Here is a 22034-nt window from a genome sequence, read left to right as displayed (position 1 = left end):
GCGTCACGGGTTCCCCGGGTGCCACGGGCCTCTGGGCAACCACACGTGAATACCCCCGCCGGCCCACCACACGGGAATACCGCCCCCGGCCCACCACGTTGTGGGCCCCGAGGGGGCCCGCGCCACCCCTAGGGGATGCGTTCGCCCCCGCCCTACTGGATCCCCCCGCGACTACCGAGTTCACGCCAACTACCGAGTTCACGGCAACTACCGGATTCACGGCAACTACCGGATCTCCCCGAGAACCCGCAGAATCCCCGACTCGCCCGCCGCCCCCTGAAGCCGGGCCCGGAAGTCCGCGTCCATCAGCTTCCGCGACAGCAGTGCCAGGATGCGCAGATGCTCGTCCCCGGCCGCAGCCTCCGGCACCGCGATCAGGAAGACCAGCCGGGCGCGTGTGCCGTCGAGCGAACCCCAGTCGATGCCGTCCGCCGACCGTGCGAAGCCGACCACCGGAGCGGTCACCGCGTCCGTCTTGGCGTGCGGGATGGCGATCTCCTCACCGAGCCCGGTCGTGCCCTGCGCCTCACGGGCCAGTGCCACCCGGACCAGCTCGTCGGCATCCGCCACCTTGCCGGTAGCGGCCACCAATTCGGCCATCTCGCGGATGGCCGCCTCCTTCTCCTCGGCGACGAGCTCGGTCTTGACGGTCTGCCCGGTGAGGTAGCCGGAGAGCACCTCGGAGGCGGGGGCCTCGCCGAGACCGCCGCCATCGTTGGCAACGGCGCCGACGTTGCCCTCGGCGTTGCCCTCGGCGTCGGCGCCGTCCCCGTCCGCGTCGCCCGCGTCCGGCCCCGGCCCACCAGCGGCCGCAGGAACGGAACCCGACGCCGCAGCCGTACGCGCCACCACCCCGGCTCCGCCACCACCATCGGCGCCGCCACCCACGCCGACCCCAGCCACGACCGCCTCCGCACCGGCGCCCACCACCGAGCCCCCAGCGGCGGCAGCAACCGCACCCCCACCGGCACCCGGCCGCTCACCGCCCTTCCGCCGCTCCGCGACATCCACCAGCATCACCGTCATCAGCGCCGTGACCACCGAGCCCGCCACTACGGCGAGGAAGAAGGCCGGCACCCCGCCGACCGCGCCCAGCACCGCCACGATCGGTCCGCCGTGCGGCACCGCGTCCGTGACCCCGATCGTCCCCGCGAGGGCACCGGCCACCGCACCGCCGAGCATGTTCGCCGGTATGACCTGCGCCGGCCGCGCCGCGGCGAACGGAATCGCGCCCTCCGAGATCCCGAAGAGCCCCATGAACAGCGCCGCCATGCCCGTCTCCCGCTCCTGCTCGGAGTACAGGCGGCGGCGGACCAGCGTGGCCAGCCCCTGGCCGAGCGGCATCACCGGGATCGCCGCGGCGCACATGCCCATCACCGTCTGGTTGCCGGACGCGATGAGCCCCGCACCGAACAGGAACGCGGTCTTGTTGACCGGACCGCCCATATCGAACGCGATCATGAGGCCGAGGAGCGCGCCGAGCAGAATCGCGCTGGACCCGGTCATCCCGCCGAGCCAGTCGGTGAGATGCGTGAACACCCAGGAGATGGGCTTACCGATCACGTAGATGAAGAACAGCCCGAGCACCGTCGTCGCCACGATCGGGATCACGATGATCGGCATGATCGGCCGGGCGAACTTGGGGACCTCCACCTTCTTGATCCACAGCACCAGATAGCCGGCCAGGAATCCGGTGACGATCGCGCCGATGAAGCCCGCGCCCGCCTTGGAGTCGTACAGCGAGCCGGTGTTGGCGATCCAGCCGCCGATCATGCCCGGCACCAGCGCGGGGCGGTCGCCGATCGCGTAGGCGATATAGCCGGACAGGATCGGCACCATCAGCGTGAAGCCGATGACGCCGATGTCGTTGACGTGCTTCCAGAACGAGCCGTCGGGGATGACCAGACCGCCGTCGGCCTGCGGATTCCCGCCCAGCGCCAGCGAGATCGCGATCAGCAGACCGCCGACCACCACGAACGGGATCATGTAACTGACGCCGTTCATCAGCGCCTTGTACGCGACGCTGCGTTCTTTGCCGCCACCACCATGGCCCCGGGGAGCCGACCTGGTCTCGGGTCCCGTACCGGCCCCGTCGCCCTCCGCGCGCCCGTACACCGGCGCGCTCCGCACCCGCTCCATCAGCTGCTCGGGGTGGCGAATGCCCTCGGCGACCCCGACCGCCAGGACCCGCTTGCCGACGAAACGGCTGCGGTCGACGTCCTTGTCCGCGGCGATGATGATGGCGTCCGCGTCTCTGACATCGTTGTCAGAGAGGAGATTCTCAGCCCCGATGGAGCCCTGCGTCTCCACCTTGATCTCGTGCCCGAGGGACCGGGCCGCCTCGGTCAGCTTCTCCGCGGCCATGTACGTGTGGGCGATACCGGTCGGGCAGGCGGTCACTGCGAGCAACTTCAGCCCCTGCCCGCTCGTCCCCGCGCCCTTGAGGGGCTCAGCTGGACTGGTGGTCACGTGGCTCTCCTTACGAACGTGTGCGCGGTGGTGCCGGTGGTCCGCGCTCCCGGCATCCTGCATGACGGCACGGCGCCCGCACACCCCTCCGACGCCGCCCTCCGCGGCCCTCGGAACGCCGGTCGCGGGCCCACCGGACCCCAGGAATCACGGGCCGTCCCCGCGCCCCTCCGTGGCCGGGACCGCACTGGACCGGCCCCTCCGGGCTGTGGTGCACGGGGCCGATCGGTGTAGATTCGTGACCAGTGCCAGACGTCGCTGCTGATGGCGGTCGGGCGGCCCGCACCGCGGACCGGCCGAGGGAGAGAGGGCCTCCGACGGACTGCGCTGCGGCCAGGGGGAGAGGTGCGTCCGCTTCCGCGTACGCTCGATCTCGTCCAGTGGTAGCTGGGAGTCCCCAGCCCGCGCCGCAGACTGCCCGCCCATCCACCTCGACGCTCGAGGAGCAGCCCGCATGACGACAGCAGCCACCGGCCAGGACTTCAAGGTCGCCGACCTGTCCCTCGCCGCTTTCGGCCGCAAGGAGATCACCCTCGCCGAGCACGAGATGCCCGGTCTGATGGCGATCCGCAAGGAGTACGCCGCCGCCCAGCCGCTGGCCGGCGCCCGCATCACCGGTTCCCTGCACATGACCGTGCAGACCGCGGTCCTGATCGAGACCCTCGCCGCGCTGGGCGCCGAGGTCCGCTGGGCCTCCTGCAACATCTTCTCCACCCAGGACCACGCCGCCGCGGCCATCGCGGTGGGCCCGAACGGCACGCCCGACGCGCCTCAGGGCATCCCGGTCTTCGCCTGGAAGGGCGAGTCCCTGGAGGAGTACTGGTGGTGCACGGAGCAGGCGCTGACCTGGCCCAACTCGCCCACCGGCGGCCCGAACATGATCCTCGACGACGGTGGCGACGCCACGCTCCTGGTCCACAAGGGCGTTGAGTACGAGAAGGCCGGCAAGGTCCCCGCGATCGAGACCGCGGAGAGCGACGAGCACCGCGCCATCCTGGAGCTGCTGACCCGCACGCTGGCGGAGTCCCCCCAGAAGTGGACCAACCTGGCCTCCGAGATCCGCGGTGTCACCGAGGAGACCACCACCGGCGTGCACCGTCTCTACGAGATGCACCGCGACGGCGACCTGCTCTTCCCGGCGATCAACGTGAACGACGCCGTGACGAAGTCGAAGTTCGACAACAAGTACGGCTGCCGCCACTCCCTGATCGACGGCATCAACCGCGCCACCGACGTCCTCATCGGCGGCAAGACCGCTGTGGTCTGCGGCTACGGCGACGTCGGCAAGGGCTGCGCGGAGTCGCTGCGCGGCCAGGGCGCCCGCGTCATCGTCACCGAGATCGACCCGATCTGCGCCCTCCAGGCGGCGATGGACGGCTACCAGGTCACCACCCTGGAGGACGTCGTCGAGACCGCCGACATCTTCATCACCACCACGGGCAACAAGGACATCATCATGGCGTCCGACATGGCCCGGATGAAGCACCAGGCGATCGTCGGCAACATCGGTCACTTCGACAACGAGATCGACATGGCCGGCCTGGCCCAGCTCGACGGCATCGTCAAGGACGAGGTCAAGCCGCAGGTGCACACCTGGACCCACCCGGACGGCAAGGTCCTGATCGTGCTGTCCGAGGGCCGTCTGCTCAACCTGGGCAACGCCACCGGTCACCCCTCCTTCGTGATGTCCAACTCGTTCGCGGACCAGACGCTGGCCCAGATCGAGCTGTTCACCAAGCCCGCGGAGTACCCGACCGACGTCTACGTGCTCCCCAAGCACCTCGACGAGAAGGTCGCCCGGCTCCACCTCGACGCGCTCGGCGTCAAGCTCACCGAGCTGCGCCCCGAGCAGGCCGCCTACATCGGCGTCGAGGTCGAGGGCCCGTACAAGCCCGACCACTACCGCTACTGATCCAGCGGCGAACACCGGCCGGTCAGCTCCCCTGACCAGCTGGTGCTCACCCACAGTAGCCGGTGACACCAGGCCCTCGCCCTCCACGGCGGGGGCCTGGCCCATAGGGTCTCCATACAGACCCGCCATCCCCAACGCACCGGCCCGTCGCCGGCCGAAGGACTGCCCCCGATGCCCCGCGGCCACTACTCCCTCCACGATCCGCACGATCACACCCCCCTGGGTGAAGAGCACTTCCACTGCGCCACCGGCCCCTCCGGCTGGCGCTATGTCTCCCAGATCGTCAACCCCTCCGGCGACCACACCGGCTCCGTCGACCTCACCCTCGACGAACTCGGCCGCCCCATCCGCCTCGAACTGCACGCCTCCGCCTGGCAGGTCCGCGGCGCCGCCCTGGACGGCGTCACCTGGGTACGCACCGACCCGACCGGTGAACACGCCACCGAAGGCAACGTCCCCGCCCACGCCTTCACCGGCGCGTCCCCCGCGTTCCTCATCGCCACCGCCCGCCTGCTGCGCCCCGCCCTCGGCGCCGGCGCCGTCCGCACCCGCCTCGTCGCCTTCACACCCCCCGTCCTCGCCCCCCGCACGCTCGACCAGTCCTGGGCCCTGCTGAAAAGCACACCACACGCCACTGACAACGCCCCGCTCATCGCCGACGAATACCAGGTCAACGACCTGGAAACCGGCGAACAGCACACCGTCCACATCGCCGGCGACGTGGTCCTGTCCGCCCCCGGCATCGAACTCGAATCCCTCGAGTCCCCACCGTCGACCTTCTCCTGACCCACCTGCTCGTTCCGCCGGTCGCACCTTCCCGCGCGCGGCGTCACGCACCTGGGGCCAACGCCCCCGCCTCAGGACGCGTAGGGCCTTGGTGCCGGGGCCGCGCCCCCAGCGGCGCGGGCAAGACGTCCGGCACCGGCTGCGGGCACACTCCGGCCACACCGAGCCTGTACGTCATGGCCGCCCGGCGCCCGTACGGATCGGCTCCCGCCCCCGCACGGGACGCGCCACCTCTGATCCCCGACGTGTCACGCCGCCTGACCCCGACGCATCGCCCGCTGCTCGGTCCCGCGCCGCCGCCCGCTACCGCACGCCGGGTGTGACGGTCAGCGCGGCGGAGGCCGGCACTCGGCGCCTCACTGCCACGGGCCTACGTGCATGCCCACGACTGCCATGGCACCGGCGCCGCCCTGGTTCACACATCCGCTGCACCCACACCTCGTGGCTCCACCGCAACGGACGGCCACGACACAGCGCCGCGCACGCTCACTGACGGCACGGCACGGCACGGCACGGCACGGAAGCGGACCGGCCCCCCACCGCAAGCCGAGCCCAGCACCCCCCCGCCACGCCCCCGCCCCCGGCCACCTCACACCGGCGGCGCAAACCCCGTACGCGGCGCCCGCCCTCCGCCACCGTCCCCCACCTCACCTGCACGCCCCTGCACCGGCGCCCCTACTGCCCCGGCGCCGTCACCACGCGTCCTCCCGGCACCGGCCCCTGTCTCAGGAGCCCAGGCCCCACCCCCGGGCGAAGCCCAAGCCCCGTCCGCCGACGGCGCGCCCTGATGCCCGCCCCCGGAGGTCACGACACCCTCCGCTGTCTCCACAGGCCCGCCCGGCGTCCACGGCCCACCAGCCCCGATCCCGCCACCGCCAGGTTGCCCACCGGGAGAACCCTCTCCCCACCCCACAGGTGCCGCCCCGGCAGCACCCGTCGGCCCGGCCACCGCCGACGACGCCGACGTCCCGAACGCCCGCTGCGACTCCCGCGCCTGCCGCTCCCGGGCCACCGCCGCCAGATACGCCGCCGGATGTACCCCGGCAGGCGCCGGCACCCCGGTGAACCCACGCAGGTCCTCCGCCAGCCGCCCCGCCATTGCCCCGCCGACCTGCGGATCCAGCTGCCCCATCCGCGCCAGGTACTGCCGCACCGTCAGCCACCACCCATCGGGCACGCGCGAAAGGTCCAGCGCCCCGAGCTCCGCCACCAGCCACGGAGGCGGTGGCGGCAGCGCCGCCCCGGCCTCCGCCACGGGCATCCGCTCCCGTATGACCAGCGTCCCGGCGAACACATCACCCAGCCGACGCCCCCGCGCCGACACCAACGACGCGATGGCCGCCACCACCCCCATCGTCATCACGATCTCGATGGCCCCCATCGCCCCGCGCACCAGTGCGTGCCGGAACCGGATCGGCCCGCCGTCCTCCCGTATGACCCGCAGTCCACAGACCAGCTTTCCCAGCGACCGGCCCTGACTCAGCGTCTCGATGACGATCGGGATCCCGACCTGCACCAGCACGAACGCCGCCACCGACGCGGCCGCCACCGCCGCACTGTCCATGGACGAGGTCGCGCTCACCAGGATCAGCGAGATGCCGATGTAGGTCACCCAGGCCACGGCCACATCGACCGCCACCGCCAGCCCCCGGCTCGGCAGCCTGGCCGGCCGCAGCCCGAGCACCACCGCTTCACCCGTGACGAGTTCACTCACGCCGCGCCCCACTCCCTCTCGATCCCCGAAATCCCGCCCACCCCGCGCCGGACACGGCCAGTCTGCCAAGCTGACCCGGCACTCACCCACGGCGCTGCGAGGAGCGACACCCTATGGACCTCGATGTCTTCATCACGGCCCACAGCGCCGAATGGGATCGTCTCGAAACACTGCTGGGCCGCAAACGCCGCCTCACAGGAGCCGAGGCCGACGAACTGGTCGCCCTCTACCAGCGCACCACCACGCACCTCTCCCTGCTCCTCTCCAGCGCCCCCGACCCTGCGCTGACCAGCCGCCTCACGTCCCTCGTGGCCCGCGCCCGCAGTACGGTCACCGGCGCCCGCAAGGCGTCCTGGCGCGACACCGCCCGCTTCTTCACCACGGCCTTCCCGGCAGCCGTCTACCGCCTCCGCCACTGGTGGATCCCCACCGCGATCCTCTCCACCGCGGTGGCCGCCCTCCTGGGCTGGTGGATAGCCGCACACCCCGAGGTCCAGGCAGCCATCGGCGCCCCGGAGGACCTCCGCGACATGACCCGTCCCGGCGGCCAGTACGAGACCTACTACTCCAGCCACCCCGCCGCGTCCTTCGCCGCCCAGGTATGGACGAACAACGCCCAGGCCGTCGCCCTGTGCCTCGTCCTCGGCGCCTTCGCCGGCCTTCCCGTCCTGTGGGTCCTCTTCCAGAACATGCTCAACCTCGGGGTCGGCATCGGCCTCATGTCCTCCGCGGGCCGCCTCGACACCTTCCTCGGCTTGATCCTCCCGCACGGCCTCCTAGAACTGACCGCCGTCTTTGTCGCCGCCGGCATCGGTCTCCGCCTGGGCTGGACCCTCATCGACCCCGGGCCGCGCACCCGCCGTACAGCCCTCGCCGAGGAAGGCCGCTCCGCCCTCGGCGTCGCCATCGGACTCGCCGCCGTCCTCTTCATCTCCGGCGCCCTCGAAGGCTTCGTCACCCCTTCCGGCCTCCCCACCTGGGCCCGCATCGGCATCGGACTCGCCGTCGAACTGGCCTTCCTCCTGTACGTCTATGTCCTGGGCGGCCGCGCCGTCCGCGCTGGAGCAACCGGCGACGTCGACCTCGCCGACCGCGAAGCCGCCCTGCCGACCGCCGCGTGATGTGCATCGAGCCCCGCTGACCTGCTAATCTCCTCTTCGCCCCCAAACCCCGTTGACACGGGCAGCAGGGGGAGGTAGATTCGAACGGTTGCAACGAACTGGACAAGTTCATCCGCGACGGTTAGTCTCTTCTCCGCTTCGGCCGGAATTTCAATTCGGCGAAGCGCAACCGACCACTTACCGGAAGCCCCGGTCGATCAATTCGACCGAATGCCTTTCTGATAAAGTCGGAAAAGCCAAAAGGCGAACCCCCTCCGACGGGATTCGGAAACGAATTCGGACCGGCAACGGACCGAGAATCGGATCTGCTAGAGTCGGAAAGGCCGGAAAGCGAAAGCCAAACGGCCGGGCCCGCTCCAACAGGGCGCCGGAGACGGAAACGGATCTGGTAAGGTTGGAAACGCGAAGAAGCCGAAAGGTGGAAACGCACCGGCGAAAATCGGGCCCGCAAGGATCTGATAGAGTCGGAAACGCAAGACCGAAGGGAAGCGCCCGGAGAGCCTGGTGAGACAGGCACAAAGGAAGCGTCCGTTCCTTGAGAACTCAACAGCGTGCCAAAAGTCAACGCCAGATATGTTGATACCCCGTCCACCGGAAACACTTCCGGAGGATGAGGTTCCTTTGAAAAGTCCATCGGCACCCATGTGGTGCGGATGGCACACACAGCGAGGACGCTGTGAACGACCGGACCTATTCCGTCTGGTCGTTCCGCTCTCGTGTGTGTTTCACCGGATTACCGGTAAACATTCACGGAGAGTTTGATCCTGGCTCAGGACGAACGCTGGCGGCGTGCTTAACACATGCAAGTCGAACGATGAACCTCCTTCGGGAGGGGATTAGTGGCGAACGGGTGAGTAACACGTGGGCAATCTGCCCTTCACTCTGGGACAAGCCCTGGAAACGGGGTCTAATACCGGATATGACTACCGACCGCATGGTCTGGTGGTGGAAAGCTCCGGCGGTGAAGGATGAGCCCGCGGCCTATCAGCTTGTTGGTGGGGTGATGGCCTACCAAGGCGACGACGGGTAGCCGGCCTGAGAGGGCGACCGGCCACACTGGGACTGAGACACGGCCCAGACTCCTACGGGAGGCAGCAGTGGGGAATATTGCACAATGGGCGAAAGCCTGATGCAGCGACGCCGCGTGAGGGATGACGGCCTTCGGGTTGTAAACCTCTTTCAGCAGGGAAGAAGCGAGAGTGACGGTACCTGCAGAAGAAGCGCCGGCTAACTACGTGCCAGCAGCCGCGGTAATACGTAGGGCGCAAGCGTTGTCCGGAATTATTGGGCGTAAAGAGCTCGTAGGCGGCTTGTCACGTCGGATGTGAAAGCCCGGGGCTTAACCCCGGGTCTGCATTCGATACGGGCAGGCTAGAGTTCGGTAGGGGAGATCGGAATTCCTGGTGTAGCGGTGAAATGCGCAGATATCAGGAGGAACACCGGTGGCGAAGGCGGATCTCTGGGCCGATACTGACGCTGAGGAGCGAAAGCGTGGGGAGCGAACAGGATTAGATACCCTGGTAGTCCACGCCGTAAACGTTGGGAACTAGGTGTGGGCGACATTCCACGTCGTCCGTGCCGCAGCTAACGCATTAAGTTCCCCGCCTGGGGAGTACGGCCGCAAGGCTAAAACTCAAAGGAATTGACGGGGGCCCGCACAAGCAGCGGAGCATGTGGCTTAATTCGACGCAACGCGAAGAACCTTACCAAGGCTTGACATACACCGGAAACGTCTGGAGACAGGCGCCCCCTTGTGGTCGGTGTACAGGTGGTGCATGGCTGTCGTCAGCTCGTGTCGTGAGATGTTGGGTTAAGTCCCGCAACGAGCGCAACCCTTGTTCTGTGTTGCCAGCATGCCCTTCGGGGTGATGGGGACTCACAGGAGACTGCCGGGGTCAACTCGGAGGAAGGTGGGGACGACGTCAAGTCATCATGCCCCTTATGTCTTGGGCTGCACACGTGCTACAATGGCCGGTACAATGAGCTGCGATACCGCGAGGTGGAGCGAATCTCAAAAAGCCGGTCTCAGTTCGGATTGGGGTCTGCAACTCGACCCCATGAAGTCGGAGTTGCTAGTAATCGCAGATCAGCATTGCTGCGGTGAATACGTTCCCGGGCCTTGTACACACCGCCCGTCACGTCACGAAAGTCGGTAACACCCGAAGCCGGTGGCCCAACCCCTTGTGGGAGGGAATCGTCGAAGGTGGGACTGGCGATTGGGACGAAGTCGTAACAAGGTAGCCGTACCGGAAGGTGCGGCTGGATCACCTCCTTTCTAAGGAGCACTTCTTACCGACCTCTGGTTGGTCAGAGGCCAGTACATCAGCGAATGTCTGATGCTGGTTGCTCATGGGTGGAACGTTGACTATTCGGCACACTTGATTGGTTGTCACTAGTACTGCTTCGGCGTGGAACGTGGGGACGAGTGAAGTGGGTCGGGCACGTTGTTGGGTATCTGAGGGTACGGACCGTTGAGTCTGGACCTTCGCGATGCCGGCCCCAGTGAACTCAGCCTTCGGGTTGGGGTGGTGGGTGGCTGGTCGTTGCTTGAGAACTGCACAGTGGACGCGAGCATCTGTGGCCAAGTTTTTAAGGGCGCACGGTGGATGCCTTGGCACCAGGAACCGATGAAGGACGTGGGAGGCCACGATAGGCCCCGGGGAGCTGTCAACCAAGCTTTGATCCGGGGGTGTCCGAATGGGGAAACCCGGCAGTCGTCATGGGCTGTCACCCGCTGCTGAACACATAGGCAGTGTGGAGGGAACGCGGGGAAGTGAAACATCTCAGTACCCGCAGGAAGAGAAAACAACCGTGATTCCGGGAGTAGTGGCGAGCGAAACCGGATGAGGCCAAACCAGTCACGTGTGATACCCGGCAGGGGTTGCGTGGTTGGGGTTGTGGGATCTCTCTTCTGTTGTCTGCCGGCAACAGGACGAGTCAGAAACCGTTGATGTAGGCGAAGGACATGCGAAAGGTCCGGCGTAGAGGGTAAGACCCCCGTAGCTGAAACATTAGCGGCTCGTTTGAGAGACACCCAAGTAGCACGGGGCCCGAGAAATCCCGTGTGAATCTGGCGGGACCACCCGTTAAGCCTAAATATTCCCTGGTGACCGATAGCGGATAGTACCGTGAGGGAATGGTGAAAAGTACCGCGGGAGCGGAGTGAAATAGTACCTGAAACCGTGTGCCTACAAGCCGTGGGAGCGTCGCACAAGGAACTTGTTCCTTGTGTCGTGACTGCGTGCCTTTTGAAGAATGAGCCTGCGAGTTTGCGGTATGTTGCGAGGTTAACCCGTGTGGGGAAGCCGTAGCGAAAGCGAGTCCGAATAGGGCGTTGAGTAGCGTGCCCAAGACCCGAAGCGGAGTGATCTAGCCATGGGCAGGTTGAAGCGGAGGTAAGACTTCGTGGAGGACCGAACCCACCAGGGTTGAAAACCTGGGGGATGACCTGTGGTTAGGGGTGAAAGGCCAATCAAACTCCGTGATAGCTGGTTCTCCCCGAAATGCATTTAGGTGCAGCGTCGTGTGTTTCTTGCCGGAGGTAGAGCACTGGATAGGCGATGGGCCCTACCGGGTTACTGACCTTAGCCAAACTCCGAATGCCGGTAAGTGAGAGCGCGGCAGTGAGACTGTGGGGGATAAGCTCCATGGTCGAGAGGGAAACAGCCCAGAGCATCGACTAAGGCCCCTAAGCGTGTGCTAAGTGGGAAAGGATGTGGAGTCGCAGAGACAACCAGGAGGTTGGCTTAGAAGCAGCCATCCTTGAAAGAGTGCGTAATAGCTCACTGGTCAAGTGATTCCGCGCCGACAATGTAGCGGGGCTCAAGCACACCGCCGAAGTCATGTCATTGCAGCAATACTCCCAACGGAGGCTGTGATGGGTAGGGGAGCGTCGTGTGCCGGGTGAAGCAGCCGTGGAAACGAGTTGTGGACGGTTCACGAGTGAGAATGCAGGCATGAGTAGCGATACACACGTGGGAAACGTGTGCGCCGATTGACTAAGGGTTCCTGGGTCAAGCTGATCTGCCCAGGGTAAGTCGGGACCTAAGGCGAGGCCGACAGGCGTAGTCGATGGACAACCGGTTGATATTCCGGTACCCGCTTTGAAACGCCCAATATCGAATCCATTAATGCTAAGGCCGTGAAGCCGGCCTGGAGTCTTCGGACAAAGGGACGTGGTGGAGCCGCCGATCCAAGGTGGTAGTAGGTAAGCGATGGGGTGACGCAGGAAGGTAGTCCAGCCCGGGCGGTGGTTGTCCCGGGGTAAGGGTGTAGGCCGTGTGGTAGGTAAATCCGTCACACGTTAAGGCTGAGACCTGATGCCGAGCCGATTGTGGTGAAGTGGATGATCCTATGCTGTCGAGAAAAGCCTCTAGCGAGTTTCATGGCGGCCCGTACCCTAAACCGACTCAGGTGGTCAGGTAGAGAATACCGAGGCGTTCGGGTGAACTATGGTTAAGGAACTCGGCAAAATGCCCCCGTAACTTCGGGAGAAGGGGGCCATTGCTGGTGATGAGTTTTGCACTCTGAGCTGGTGGTGGCCGCAGAGACCAGCGAGAAGCGACTGTTTACTAAAAACACAGGTCCGTGCGAAGCCGTAAGGCGATGTATACGGACTGACGCCTGCCCGGTGCTGGAACGTTAAGGGGACCGGTTAGTCACATTTCGGTGTGGCGAAGCTGAGAACTTAAGCGCCAGTAAACGGCGGTGGTAACTATAACCATCCTAAGGTAGCGAAATTCCTTGTCGGGTAAGTTCCGACCTGCACGAATGGCGTAACGACTTCTCGACTGTCTCAACCATAGGCCCGGTGAAATTGCATTACGAGTAAAGATGCTCGTTTCGCGCAGCAGGACGGAAAGACCCCGGGACCTTTACTATAGCTTGATATTGGTGTTCGGTTCGGCTTGTGTAGGATAGGTGGGAGACTTTGAAGCGGCCACGCCAGTGGTTGTGGAGTCATTGTTGAAATACCACTCTGGTCGTGCTGGATGTCTAACCTGGGTCCGTGATCCGGATCAGGGACAGTGTCTGGTGGGTAGTTTAACTGGGGCGGTTGCCTCCTAAAGAGTAACGGAGGCGCCCAAAGGTTCCCTCAGCCTGGTTGGCAATCAGGTGTTGAGTGTAAGTGCACAAGGGAGCTTGACTGTGAGACTGACGGGTCGAGCAGGTACGAAAGTAGGGACTAGTGATCCGGCGGTGGCTTGTGGAAGCGCCGTCGCTCAACGGATAAAAGGTACCCCGGGGATAACAGGCTGATCTTCCCCAAGAGTCCATATCGACGGGATGGTTTGGCACCTCGATGTCGGCTCGTCGCATCCTGGGGCTGGAGTCGGTCCCAAGGGTTGGGCTGTTCGCCCATTAAAGCGGTACGCGAGCTGGGTTTAGAACGTCGTGAGACAGTTCGGTCCCTATCCGCTGTGCGCGTAGGAGTATTGAGAAGGGCTGTCCCTAGTACGAGAGGACCGGGACGGACGAACCTCTGGTGTGCCAGTTGTCCTGCCAAGGGCATGGCTGGTTGGCTACGTTCGGAAAGGATAACCGCTGAAAGCATCTAAGCGGGAAGCCTGCTTCGAGATGAGTACTCCCACCCCCTTTGAGGGGTTAAGGCTCCCAGTAGACGACTGGGTTGATAGGCCAGATATGGAAGCCCGGTAACGGGTGGAGTTGACTGGTACTAATAGGCCGAGGGCTTGTCCTCAGTTGCTCGCGTCCACTGTGTAGGTTCTGAAGTAACGACCTGTGTCATGTCCGGGTTGATATCTTCATAGTGTTTCGGTGGTCATTGCGTTAGGGAAACGCCCGGTTACATTCCGAACCCGGAAGCTAAGCCTTTCAGCGCCGATGGTACTGCAGGGGGGACCCTGTGGGAGAGTAGGACGCCGCCGAACAATTTTTGTTAAAGCCCCTCGGGAACGAAAGTTCCCGAGGGGCTTTTTCGCGTTTCCGAAGGGACGAAAAGCGACCGATGGATGGGGTGGCGTTGCTTGTTGGCCTGCTTGGTCGGCGCGGTCTGATGCCGGCCAGAGAGGCGTTGCTGATTGATGCCCTCCACCGGTGGCAGACCTTCCTTAGCATTCCTTAGGAGCGCTCTTTCCAGGCTCGTAGCGCGGCCTTGAGGTTGCTCCCCCCTGTAGAACGTCGTCGCCAACCGTGTGACCGGCATGCCCTGGCCCGGGCCACGTGTCCGGCGGAGATGTCTGCAGGCTCAGCCGCGGCTAGGGGCGAGGCTGAGGAAGGACACGGTCCTACAGACGGCCGGAGGACTTGAGAGTGAGGTAGGCGTCGGCCAGGTCGGGGGCGAGACGGGCCGGGGTGGAGTCGATGACCGTGATGCCGTGGTGGCGGAGGCGGTCGGCGGTGCGGCGGCGGGCGGCGCGGGTCTGTTCCGCGGCGGCTGCTGCGTAGACGGCCTGGGGGGTGTGGCGGCCGGCGGCCATTTCCTCGATGCGGGGGTCGGCCACGGCCGCGACGATGAGTTCGTTGCGTTGGGTGAGGCTGGGAAGGACGGGCAGGAGGGCTTCCTCCACCGGGGCCGCGTCCAGGCCGGTGAAGAGCACGATCAGGGACCGGCGCGGGGTGCGGCGGTGGATGGTGGCGGCCAGGCCGCGGGCATCCGCTTCGACCAGTTCGGATTCGAGGGGAGCCAGGGCGTTGGTCAAGGCCGGGAGGAGGTCGCGGGCCGTGCGGCCCTGGACCGAAGCGCGTACACGGCGGTCGTAGGCGAGCAGGTCCACGCGGTCACCGGCGCGGGCGGCAAGGGCGCCGAGCAGCAGGGCGGCGTCCATGGAGGCGTCGAGGCGGGGTATGTCGCCGACGCGGCCCGCCGAGGTACGGCCGGTCTCCAGGACGAGCAGGATGCGGCGGTCGCGCTCAGGGCGCCAGGTGCGGACGGCGAGGTTCTGCCGGCGGGCGGTGGCGCGCCAGTCGATGGAGCGGGTGTCGTCGCCGGGGGTGTAGTCGTGGAGGCTGTCGAACTCGGTGCCCTCGCCGCGGGTCAGGATGCTGGTGCGGCCGTCGAGTTCGCGGAGCCGGGCGAGCTTGGCGGGGAGGTGTTTGCGGCTGTTGAAGGGCGGAAGGACACGCAGCGTCCAGGGGACGTGGTGGCTTCCCTGCCGGGCTGCCAGGCCGAGTGGGCCGTAGGAGCGGACGGTGACGCGGACCGCGTGGTGGTCACCACGGCGGGTGGGGTGGAGCGTGCTGGTGAGGCGGCGGCGTTCGGCGGCGGGGATGCGCACGCTGTGGCGGGACGCGGGGATGTCCGAACCGGGGCGGAAGGAGCTCGGGGGCCAGGCGTCACGGATCTGGGCACGCAGGGTGCGGCGGCTCGGATTGGTGAGCGTGAGGTGGGTGTGGGCTTCGCCTGTTAGTCGAACAGTTGTGTCACCGGTTCGGGTGAAATGGAGCTTTCGCACTGGCGCGGCGAGCGCGAGATCGCACAAGATTGCTATCAGCAGGGCGAGTTGGACGGTGAGGATACCGAGCCAGCTGGGCAGCACGAAGCCGACGAAGAGGGCTCCGCATGCGGAGATGAGGGCGCTGCGTCCGGTGAGGGCCACGGTGTCGTCTCAGCGGGGGACGGGGAGATGAGCGAGCACGGAGTTGATCACGGAGTCTGCGGTGACTCCCTCCATCTCCGCTTCGGGGCGGAGCTGGACGCGATGTCGGAGCGTGGGAAGCGCAAGCGCCTTGACGTCGTCGGGGGTGACATAGTCCCGCCCGGTGAGCCAGGCCCAGGCACGTGACGTGGAGAGCAGGGCGGTGGCGCCTCGGGGGGAGACGCCGAGAGAGAGCGAGGGGGATTCGCGGGTGGCACGGCAGATATCGACGATATAGCCGGTGACTTCGGGGGAGACGGCGGTCTTGGCGACCGCGTCTCGCGCAGCGTCGAGGTCAGCGGTGGAGGCGACAGGGCGCAGTCCCGCGGCACCGAGATCGCGGGGGCTGAAGCCGGCCGCGTGCCGGGTGAGGATGTCGATCTCGTCATGGCGGGCGGGCAGCGGCACGGTCAGCTTCAGCAGGAAGCGGTCGAGCTGGGCCTCGGGGAGCGGGTAAGTGCCCTCGTACTCCACGGGGTTCTGGGTAGCGGCCACCAGGAACGGCTCGGGGAGGGGACGGGCTGTGCCGTCGACGGTCACCTGCCGCTCTTCCATCGCTTCGAGCAGGGACGCCTGCGTTTTGGGAGGCGTGCGGTTGATCTCGTCGGCGAGCAGCAGGTTGGTGAAGACGGGACCCGGCTGGAAGGAGAACTCGGCGCTGCGGGCGTCGTAGACCAGCGAACCGGTGACATCGCTCGGCATCAGGTCAGGGGTGAACTGGACGCGCTTGGTGTCGAGTTCGAGAGCGGCTGACAAGGCGCGAACGAGCAGGGTTTTGGCGACTCCGGGGGCACCTTCGAGGAGCACATGACCGCGGCAGAGGAGAGCGACGACCAAGCCGGTGACGGCGGGGTCCTGGCCTACAACGGCCTTGGCTACCTCGGTGCGCAGGTCCTCCAGGGAGGCTCGGGCGCTGTCAGCGGTCGGGGTGCTCACGGGGGGCGTGCCTCTCTTGGGAAACGATCGAGGTTTCGAGTGCGTCGAGTTGATCGGCCAGGTGGACCAGGGCCTTGTCGTCCGCGGGGGCCGCGCCGAAGAGCAGGTGGTGAAGGTCTGCGTCGACGCGGGGGGCGGAGGCCAAGTGGGCGTGCATGGCCGGGAGAAGGACGTCGGGGGTATGGGCGTGTGTCGGGGACACGCCGATGAGGGGGGCGAGTCGTGTGCGGGTCGCGGAGCGCAGCACGGCCGAGGCCCGGTCGCGGGCGTTGGCCTGCTCGTAGAGGCGGGCGTGGCCCTCGGTGGTCTCGGCGGCAGGGACGGTGACCGGGAGCCTTTCCGGCACCAGCGGGCCGAGGCGACGGGCGCGCCACAGGGCAGCGAGGACGGCGGCAAAGGTGAGTTGGAGCAGGGCCCAATACCAGCCGGACGGGATGAGATCGAGGAAGCCGCGCTGGTTGTCCTGCGCGGCGGAGGGGTCGCTCAGTGAGGGGAGGTACCAGACCAGATGCTTGTGCGTACCGAGGAGTTGAAGGGCCAGCGAGGCGTTGCCGTGCTCGGCGAGGTGGTGGTTGTAGAGGAAGTCGGGGGAGCCGAGGACCACGGTGTCGCGGCCGGCGCGGGAGGCCGGCAGACGCAGCAGGGTGGGCTGGTCGCCGCTGAGGTAGCAGCGATCGGCGCCTTGGACGGACGTGGTGTAACTGCGGCCGCCCAGCAAGGCATTACCCGCGCGCCGGGCTTCCGGCAGGGAACAGGCGGGCCGGCGGGCCGAGAGGCCGGCCGGGGAATCCGTCCGGACGCCGGGGGCGAAGGTTTCGAGGGACGAGGCGTCGGGGGTGAGGAGGACGGTGCGACCGGGGGTGTGGGCGGTCGCGGTGTGCAGACCCGTCAGCTGATCTTGCGTCAGCATGTCGGGACGGGTGACGAGGAGTGTGGTGCCGGGGCCGGCCGCCGCGGCGGCTTCCTCGGAGGTGGTTACGACCTGGGTGGAGACACCGTGAGAGGACAGGAGTTGGGCGAGGGCCCGGCTACCGGTCCGGTCGGCGGATCGGGGGTCGAGCCGCCCGTGCTGTTCGCCGGACTGAAGGGCCGCGATCACCATGCCGCTGATGACGAGCAGCAGGAGTGCGAGGAGCGGTCCGCGGGACCGGGTCCACAGACTGCGAACCGTAGGCGGGAGCGCGGAGGCGTCCGGGGTTGCCGTGGTCATCCGCGGCTCCTGGTCGTGGTGCCGGCCAGGTCGGGCTTGGCGTGTTGCAGGTCGGTGTCGAGGCTGGTCAGAAGGGCGTACGCCGGTTCCGTGCCGGGGCGGCCGCCGTATGTGACGTCGTCAAAGGTGCGTGCCGCGGTACGCAGCCGGTCGGCGTATGCGGGGAGTGCCCAACCCGCCTCGGTGGCCGCCTCGTCGGCGGTACGGCCCGGGCCGGGGGTGAGCAGGGTCCGTTCTTCGAGGGCGAGGACGAGGGCGCGCATGCGGTCCTGGATCGCCTGGTTCCAAAGGCCTTCGGCGGCGTGCCGGTCGGCGGCCGCCCGGTGTGCGGCGGCGGTGCGGGGAGCGTCGGAGAAGAGCGCGCCGCTGGTGGTCGGAGTGCGGCGCACCGCGCCGAGCCGAAGCCGGAGGGCGACCAGGAGCAGCAGGACGAATGCCGCGATGACGAGAATCCCGATCCAGCCACCCGGTGTGGCGTCGGCGGCCGCGTTGAAGAGTTCGTTGACGCGTTGCCAGAGCCAGTCGAGGGCACGCTGGATCGGGTTGGGGTCGTGCTGGTGGTACCGCGGATCGGACAGCTCGCGCTCGGCCGCCTCCCGGGCGGGGAGGCGCGGAGTCCGCACCGGTATGTCGTCGTCGGGGCGCGCCATGAGTCGTCCGAGCGCGGCCCCGTTCCCCCCTGTGGTCACCGCATCAGCTTCCCGGAGTGGCGTTATCGGGGTCTTGCCCGGTGCCGTCGGCCGGAGCGGCCTTCGCCTGGGCGTCCTTGGCGGCCGTGGGCGTGGTGCCTGGCTCGGTGGCCTCCGTGCCGGCGCCACCCGTCTCGGAGCCGGCTGTCGCGGCGCTGTCCGTGGTGGAGCTGCCGGCCGGTGCGCTGTCTGCCGGTGTGTCAGTGGCGGTCGGGGCGGCCGCCGGTGCGTAACCCTGGGCCGGACCCGTGGCTGTGGGAGCGGGGGGCGCCGGGTGCGCGGTGGGGGCGTCGGCACCGTAGCCGGGGAGGCCTGCGGCGCGGGCGAGTTCGAGGTCGAGTGCCTCGCGGCGGATGCGCTGGTCCATGTACAGGAGCGCGGTGATGCCGGCGCTGATCGGGAAGGTGATGGTGGAGCTGATGACGGCTCCGACGCCCAGCACGATCAGGAACGACCAGCCGGTGGTGTTGCTGGTGCCGTTCGCCCAGTCCATGAGGCTCTCGCCACCGACCAGGAAGGCGACCAGGGTGGCCGGGATCTGGATGATGAACTCGACGATGCCGATGAGGAGGTAGGTGAGGAGCTGGGTGCCCAGCACGCGCCACCAGGCCCCTTGTACGAGCTTCGCGGACCGGCGGAGCGCGGTGATGACGCCCTGCTTCTCCAGCATCAGCGCGGGGGAGGCGAGGCTGTAGCGGACCCACAGCCAGATGGTCACCACGGTGGCGGCCAGTCCGCCGAACAGGGTGAGGAGCAGGCCCGCCTCCGCGGAGCCCGAGGCGACGAGGAGGACGCCGGGCGCCACACCGACCGCGAGGATGGCCATGAGGAGCAGGGGGAACAGAATGAGCAGGCCGAGCAGGCGCGGGAGCTGGGGGCGGGCGTCGCGCCAGGCTTCCCCGGCGGTCACCGAGCGGCCCAGGACGGCACGGCTCACGACCATGGTGAGCAGCCCCGTGGCGATGAGGGTGGCGAGCAGACCGATCACCGAGGTGATGCCGGTGGCGGCGAGCGAATTGCCCATCTGTTGCATGGATTCGCGGAGCGGCGGCAGGTTTTCGCGCGACAGGGCGGGCTCGCGGCCGGCGTCCTGGAACCACAGGCCGGTGACCACGGTGACGGCGGTCTGCGCGACCACCGCGACGATCAGCGAGATGCCGAGGACGGTGCGCCAGTGGGCGCGCATGGTGGCGACCGCGCCATCGAGTATCTCGCCGACGGCGAGCGGGCGCAGCGGGATGACGCCGGGCTTGGCGGCCTGGGGCGGCGGGGCCCAGGCGCCGCCCCAGGGAGGCTGTGTGCCGGGGCCCGGAGCGCCGCCCCAGCCGGGCCCGCCGTAGCCGGGCGCCGTGGCGCGGGTGCGGTCGCCCGCGCTCTGGTCAGGCCGTCCGTGCGGGCCGCTCTGAGCGGGGATGCCGGCGGGGGCCGACCACTGGCCGGCGGGCGGCTGTTCCTTGGACCAGTTCGGTGGGGAGGACTGCCCGGCCGGGTCGGTCGGGTCTGCCTGGGTGGGCTGTTCCTGGGTGCCGCGGGCCGGCTCGTCGGAGGGGGTGGATCCGGGCGAGGCCCAGCCCGGAGAGTTGTTCATCGTCGCTCCTTCTTGCTGCCCGTCCGCCGGGGCGGCGGGTGTCCGGGGTCCGCGGTGGCAGTCATCGTGTCATGGCCACCGGCGTTGTGTACCGGTGCCCGGAGTACGAGGGGACCTTCTGTTCGAGGGGCGATCGGCGGCAGACTGAGTGAATGGGCGATCAGGACGAGGTATCCGAGAAGGGCGCCGGGGCGCTCACGATTCCGTCGTTGCGTTGGGAGGAGCCGCCCGAGGGGCCCGTATTGGTCCTGCTTGATCAGACGCGACTGCCGGCGGAGGAGGTCGAGCTGGTCTGCACGGACGTTCCGGCGCTGGTGCAGGCGATCCGGACGCTGGCCGTGCGCGGGGCGCCGCTGCTGGGCATCGCGGGTGCGTATGGCGTCGCGCTGGCCGCGGCACGCGGCTTCGACGTGGAGGAGGCGGCGGAGGCCCTGGCGCAGGCCCGGCCGACCGCCGTCAATCTGGGGTACGGCGTGCGGCGGGCGGCTGCCGCGTACCGCGCGGCGTTCGCCGGGGGCGGGGCTCCGGTCGGCGCGGCCGCGGCGCTTGCCGAGGCGCGGGCCGTGCACGCCGAGGACATCGAGGCCAGCACCCGGATGGCGCAGCACGGTCTCGCGCTGCTGGGCGAGCTGCTGCCGGGCGGCGGTCACCGCATCCTCACGCACTGCAATACGGGCGCCCTGGTGTCCGGCGGCGAGGGCACCGCCCTGGCGGTGGCGCTGGCGGCGCACCGGTCCGGTGAGTTGCGCAGGCTGTGGGTGGACGAGACGCGGCCGCTGTTGCAGGGCGCGCGGCTGACCGCCTACGAAGCGGCGCGGACGGGTATGGCGTACACGGTGCTCTCGGACGGTGCGGCAGGTTCGCTCTTTGCCGGGGGTGAGGTGGATGCGGTGCTGATCGGCGCGGACCGGATCGCGGCGGACGGGTCGGTGGCCAACAAGGTCGGCAGCTATCCGCTGGCGGTGCTGGCGCGGTACCACCACGTTCCGTTCGTGGTGGTGGCACCGACCAGCACGGTGGATCTGGAGACCGAGGAGGGGGCGGATATCGAGGTGGAGCAGCGTCCGGGCCAGGAAGTGACGGAGTTCTCGTTGCCGTTTGTTCAGGGGCCCGGGGCGGAGTCGGGCGCCGGCATACCGGTGGCGCCGCTGGGCGCACAGGCCTACAACCCGGCCTTCGACGTCACTCCGCCGGAGCTGGTGACGGCGATCGTCACGGAGGCGGGAGTGGTGTCTCCGGTGACCCGGGACGGGCTGGCAGAGGTGTGTTCCACGTCACGATGGAGTAAGTCACGATCAGGTAATGGGATGATGGCCGAATGAAGGGACGCGTCCTGGTCGTCGACGACGACACCGCACTGGCAGAGATGCTCGGCATCGTGCTGCGCGGCGAAGGTTTTGAGCCGTCGTTCGTGTCGGACGGTGACAAGGCCCTTGCGGCCTTCCGTGAGGCCAAGCCCGATCTTGTGCTGCTGGACCTGATGCTGCCCGGACGGGACGGTATCGAGGTCTGCCGGCTGATCCGGGCCGAGTCCGGGGTACCGATCGTCATGCTGACCGCCAAGAGCGACACGGTGGATGTGGTGGTCGGGCTCGAGTCGGGCGCGGACGACTACATCGTCAAGCCGTTCAAGCCCAAGGAACTGGTGGCCCGAATCCGGGCGCGGCTGCGGCGTTCGGAGGAGCCCACGCCTGAGCAGCTGGCGATCGGTGACCTGGTCATCGATGTGGCCGGCCACTCGGTGAAGCGGGACGGGCAGTCGATCGCGCTGACCCCGCTGGAGTTCGATCTGCTGGTGGCGCTGGCACGTAAGCCGTGGCAGGTGTTCACACGTGAGGTGCTGCTCGAGCAGGTCTGGGGCTATCGGCACGCCGCCGACACCCGGCTGGTCAATGTCCATGTGCAGCGGCTGCGCTCCAAGGTCGAGAAGGACCCGGAGCGGCCGGAGATCGTGGTGACCGTGCGCGGGGTCGGCTACAAGGCCGGGCCCAGCTGAGATGACCCGGGACGG

The 22034-nt window shown here is 67.6% G+C and carries 12 protein-coding genes and 3 rRNA genes; 8 read left to right on the top strand and 7 right to left on the bottom strand.

The features are described 5' to 3' along the window. Positions 1-225 precede the first annotated feature (225 nt). Entirely contained in the window at positions 226-2400 is a 2175-nt protein-coding gene (locus CP981_RS15355) for a fructose-specific PTS transporter subunit EIIC (RefSeq protein WP_425282212.1), read from the bottom strand. Positions 2401-2923: 523 nt separating this feature from the next. Between CP981_RS15355 and ahcY the strand changes: the two genes are divergently transcribed. Both ahcY and CP981_RS15345 read left to right on the top strand, forming a co-directional pair. After that, positions 2924-4381, top strand: a complete 1458-nt coding sequence (ahcY, locus tag CP981_RS15350) for an adenosylhomocysteinase (RefSeq protein WP_085927923.1) — start codon at positions 2924-2926, stop codon at positions 4379-4381. Positions 4382-4552: 171 nt separating this feature from the next. Next, positions 4553-5167 (top strand): hypothetical protein, encoded by a 615-nt coding sequence (locus CP981_RS15345; protein WP_042156566.1) that lies wholly within the window; start codon positions 4553-4555, stop codon positions 5165-5167. A 589-nt stretch (positions 5168-5756) separates the two neighbouring features. On the opposite strand, the gene CP981_RS15340 is transcribed toward CP981_RS15345, so the two are convergent. Further along, complete coding sequence (locus tag CP981_RS15340) at positions 5757-6881, bottom strand: RDD family protein (RefSeq protein WP_085927922.1); 1125 nt, start codon at positions 6879-6881, stop codon at positions 5757-5759. Between the two features lie 113 nt (positions 6882-6994). On the opposite strand from CP981_RS15340, the gene CP981_RS15335 reads away from it, so the two are divergent. The 4 genes from CP981_RS15335 to rrf all read left to right on the top strand — a co-directional run bounded on the left by CP981_RS15335 (position 6995) and on the right by rrf (position 13893). After that, the gene (locus CP981_RS15335; protein WP_085927921.1) at positions 6995-8002 is read left to right on the top strand and encodes a stage II sporulation protein M; all 1008 of its coding nucleotides are present in this window, start codon (positions 6995-6997) and stop codon (positions 8000-8002) included. Positions 8003-8748: 746 nt separating this feature from the next. Then, positions 8749-10277: ribosomal RNA gene (locus CP981_RS15325) — 16S ribosomal RNA — on the top strand. A 304-nt stretch (positions 10278-10581) separates the two neighbouring features. Further along, positions 10582-13703 (top strand): 23S ribosomal RNA (locus CP981_RS15320). Positions 13704-13776: 73 nt separating this feature from the next. Beyond that, positions 13777-13893: ribosomal RNA gene (gene rrf, locus CP981_RS15315) — 5S ribosomal RNA — on the top strand. Together the 16S, 23S and 5S rRNA genes form the textbook arrangement of a ribosomal RNA operon. Before the next feature lie 357 nt (positions 13894-14250). On the opposite strand, the gene CP981_RS15310 is transcribed toward rrf, so the two are convergent. From CP981_RS15310 to CP981_RS15290, 5 genes are read right to left on the bottom strand one after another with little or no spacing between them, the layout of a single operon-like run. Continuing rightward, positions 14251-15561 (bottom strand): DUF58 domain-containing protein, encoded by a 1311-nt coding sequence (locus CP981_RS15310; RefSeq protein ID WP_085926674.1) that lies wholly within the window; start codon positions 15559-15561, stop codon positions 14251-14253. 9 nt (positions 15562-15570) lie between these two features. Then, positions 15571-16536: an AAA family ATPase gene (locus CP981_RS15305; RefSeq protein ID WP_085926675.1), complete on the bottom strand. Its 966-nt coding sequence runs from the start codon at positions 16534-16536 to the stop codon at positions 15571-15573. After that, a complete protein-coding gene (locus CP981_RS15300; RefSeq protein ID WP_085926676.1) occupies positions 16517-17746 on the bottom strand; it encodes a DUF4350 domain-containing protein in 1230 nt (409 codons plus the stop codon). The genes CP981_RS15305 and CP981_RS15300 overlap by 20 nt, the downstream gene beginning before the upstream one ends. Then, a complete protein-coding gene (locus CP981_RS15295; RefSeq protein ID WP_085926677.1) occupies positions 17743-18435 on the bottom strand; it encodes a DUF4129 domain-containing protein in 693 nt (230 codons plus the stop codon). Before CP981_RS15295 ends, CP981_RS15300 begins: the two co-directional genes overlap by 4 nt. Before the next feature lie 4 nt (positions 18436-18439). Further along, positions 18440-20023 (bottom strand): DUF7847 domain-containing protein, encoded by a 1584-nt coding sequence (locus CP981_RS15290; protein WP_085926678.1) that lies wholly within the window; start codon positions 20021-20023, stop codon positions 18440-18442. 152 nt (positions 20024-20175) lie between these two features. On the opposite strand from CP981_RS15290, the gene mtnA reads away from it, so the two are divergent. Next, positions 20176-21345: an S-methyl-5-thioribose-1-phosphate isomerase gene (mtnA, locus tag CP981_RS15285; protein WP_085926679.1), complete on the top strand. Its 1170-nt coding sequence runs from the start codon at positions 20176-20178 to the stop codon at positions 21343-21345. Then, entirely contained in the window at positions 21342-22019 is a 678-nt protein-coding gene (gene mtrA / locus CP981_RS15280) for a two-component system response regulator MtrA (protein WP_085926680.1), read from the top strand. Before mtnA ends, mtrA begins: the two co-directional genes overlap by 4 nt. Positions 22020-22034 lie beyond the last annotated feature (15 nt).

The sequence above is a fragment of the Streptomyces platensis genome (genome assembly GCF_008704855.1).
GTDB classification, from domain to species: Bacteria; Actinomycetota; Actinomycetes; order Streptomycetales; family Streptomycetaceae; genus Streptomyces; species Streptomyces platensis.
The sequence above is the reverse complement of the archived record's forward strand: the minus strand, read 5'-3'. Positions and strand labels throughout refer to the sequence as shown.

Excerpts from the sequence above, each read along its gene's own strand:
- ahcY (WP_085927923.1), top strand. The coding sequence starts at position 2,924 with ATGACGACAGCAGCCACCGGCCAGGACTTCAAGGTCGCCGACCTGTCC.
- CP981_RS15345 (WP_042156566.1), top strand. The coding sequence starts at position 4,553 with ATGCCCCGCGGCCACTACTCCCTCCACGATCCGCACGATCACACCCCC.
- CP981_RS15335 (WP_085927921.1), top strand. The coding sequence starts at position 6,995 with ATGGACCTCGATGTCTTCATCACGGCCCACAGCGCCGAATGGGATCGT.
- CP981_RS15300 (WP_085926676.1), bottom strand. The coding sequence starts at position 17,746 with ATGACCACGGCAACCCCGGACGCCTCCGCGCTCCCGCCTACGGTTCGC.
- CP981_RS15290 (WP_085926678.1), bottom strand. The coding sequence starts at position 20,023 with ATGAACAACTCTCCGGGCTGGGCCTCGCCCGGATCCACCCCCTCCGAC.
- mtnA (WP_085926679.1), top strand. The coding sequence starts at position 20,176 with ATGGGCGATCAGGACGAGGTATCCGAGAAGGGCGCCGGGGCGCTCACG.
- mtrA (WP_085926680.1), top strand. The coding sequence starts at position 21,342 with ATGAAGGGACGCGTCCTGGTCGTCGACGACGACACCGCACTGGCAGAG.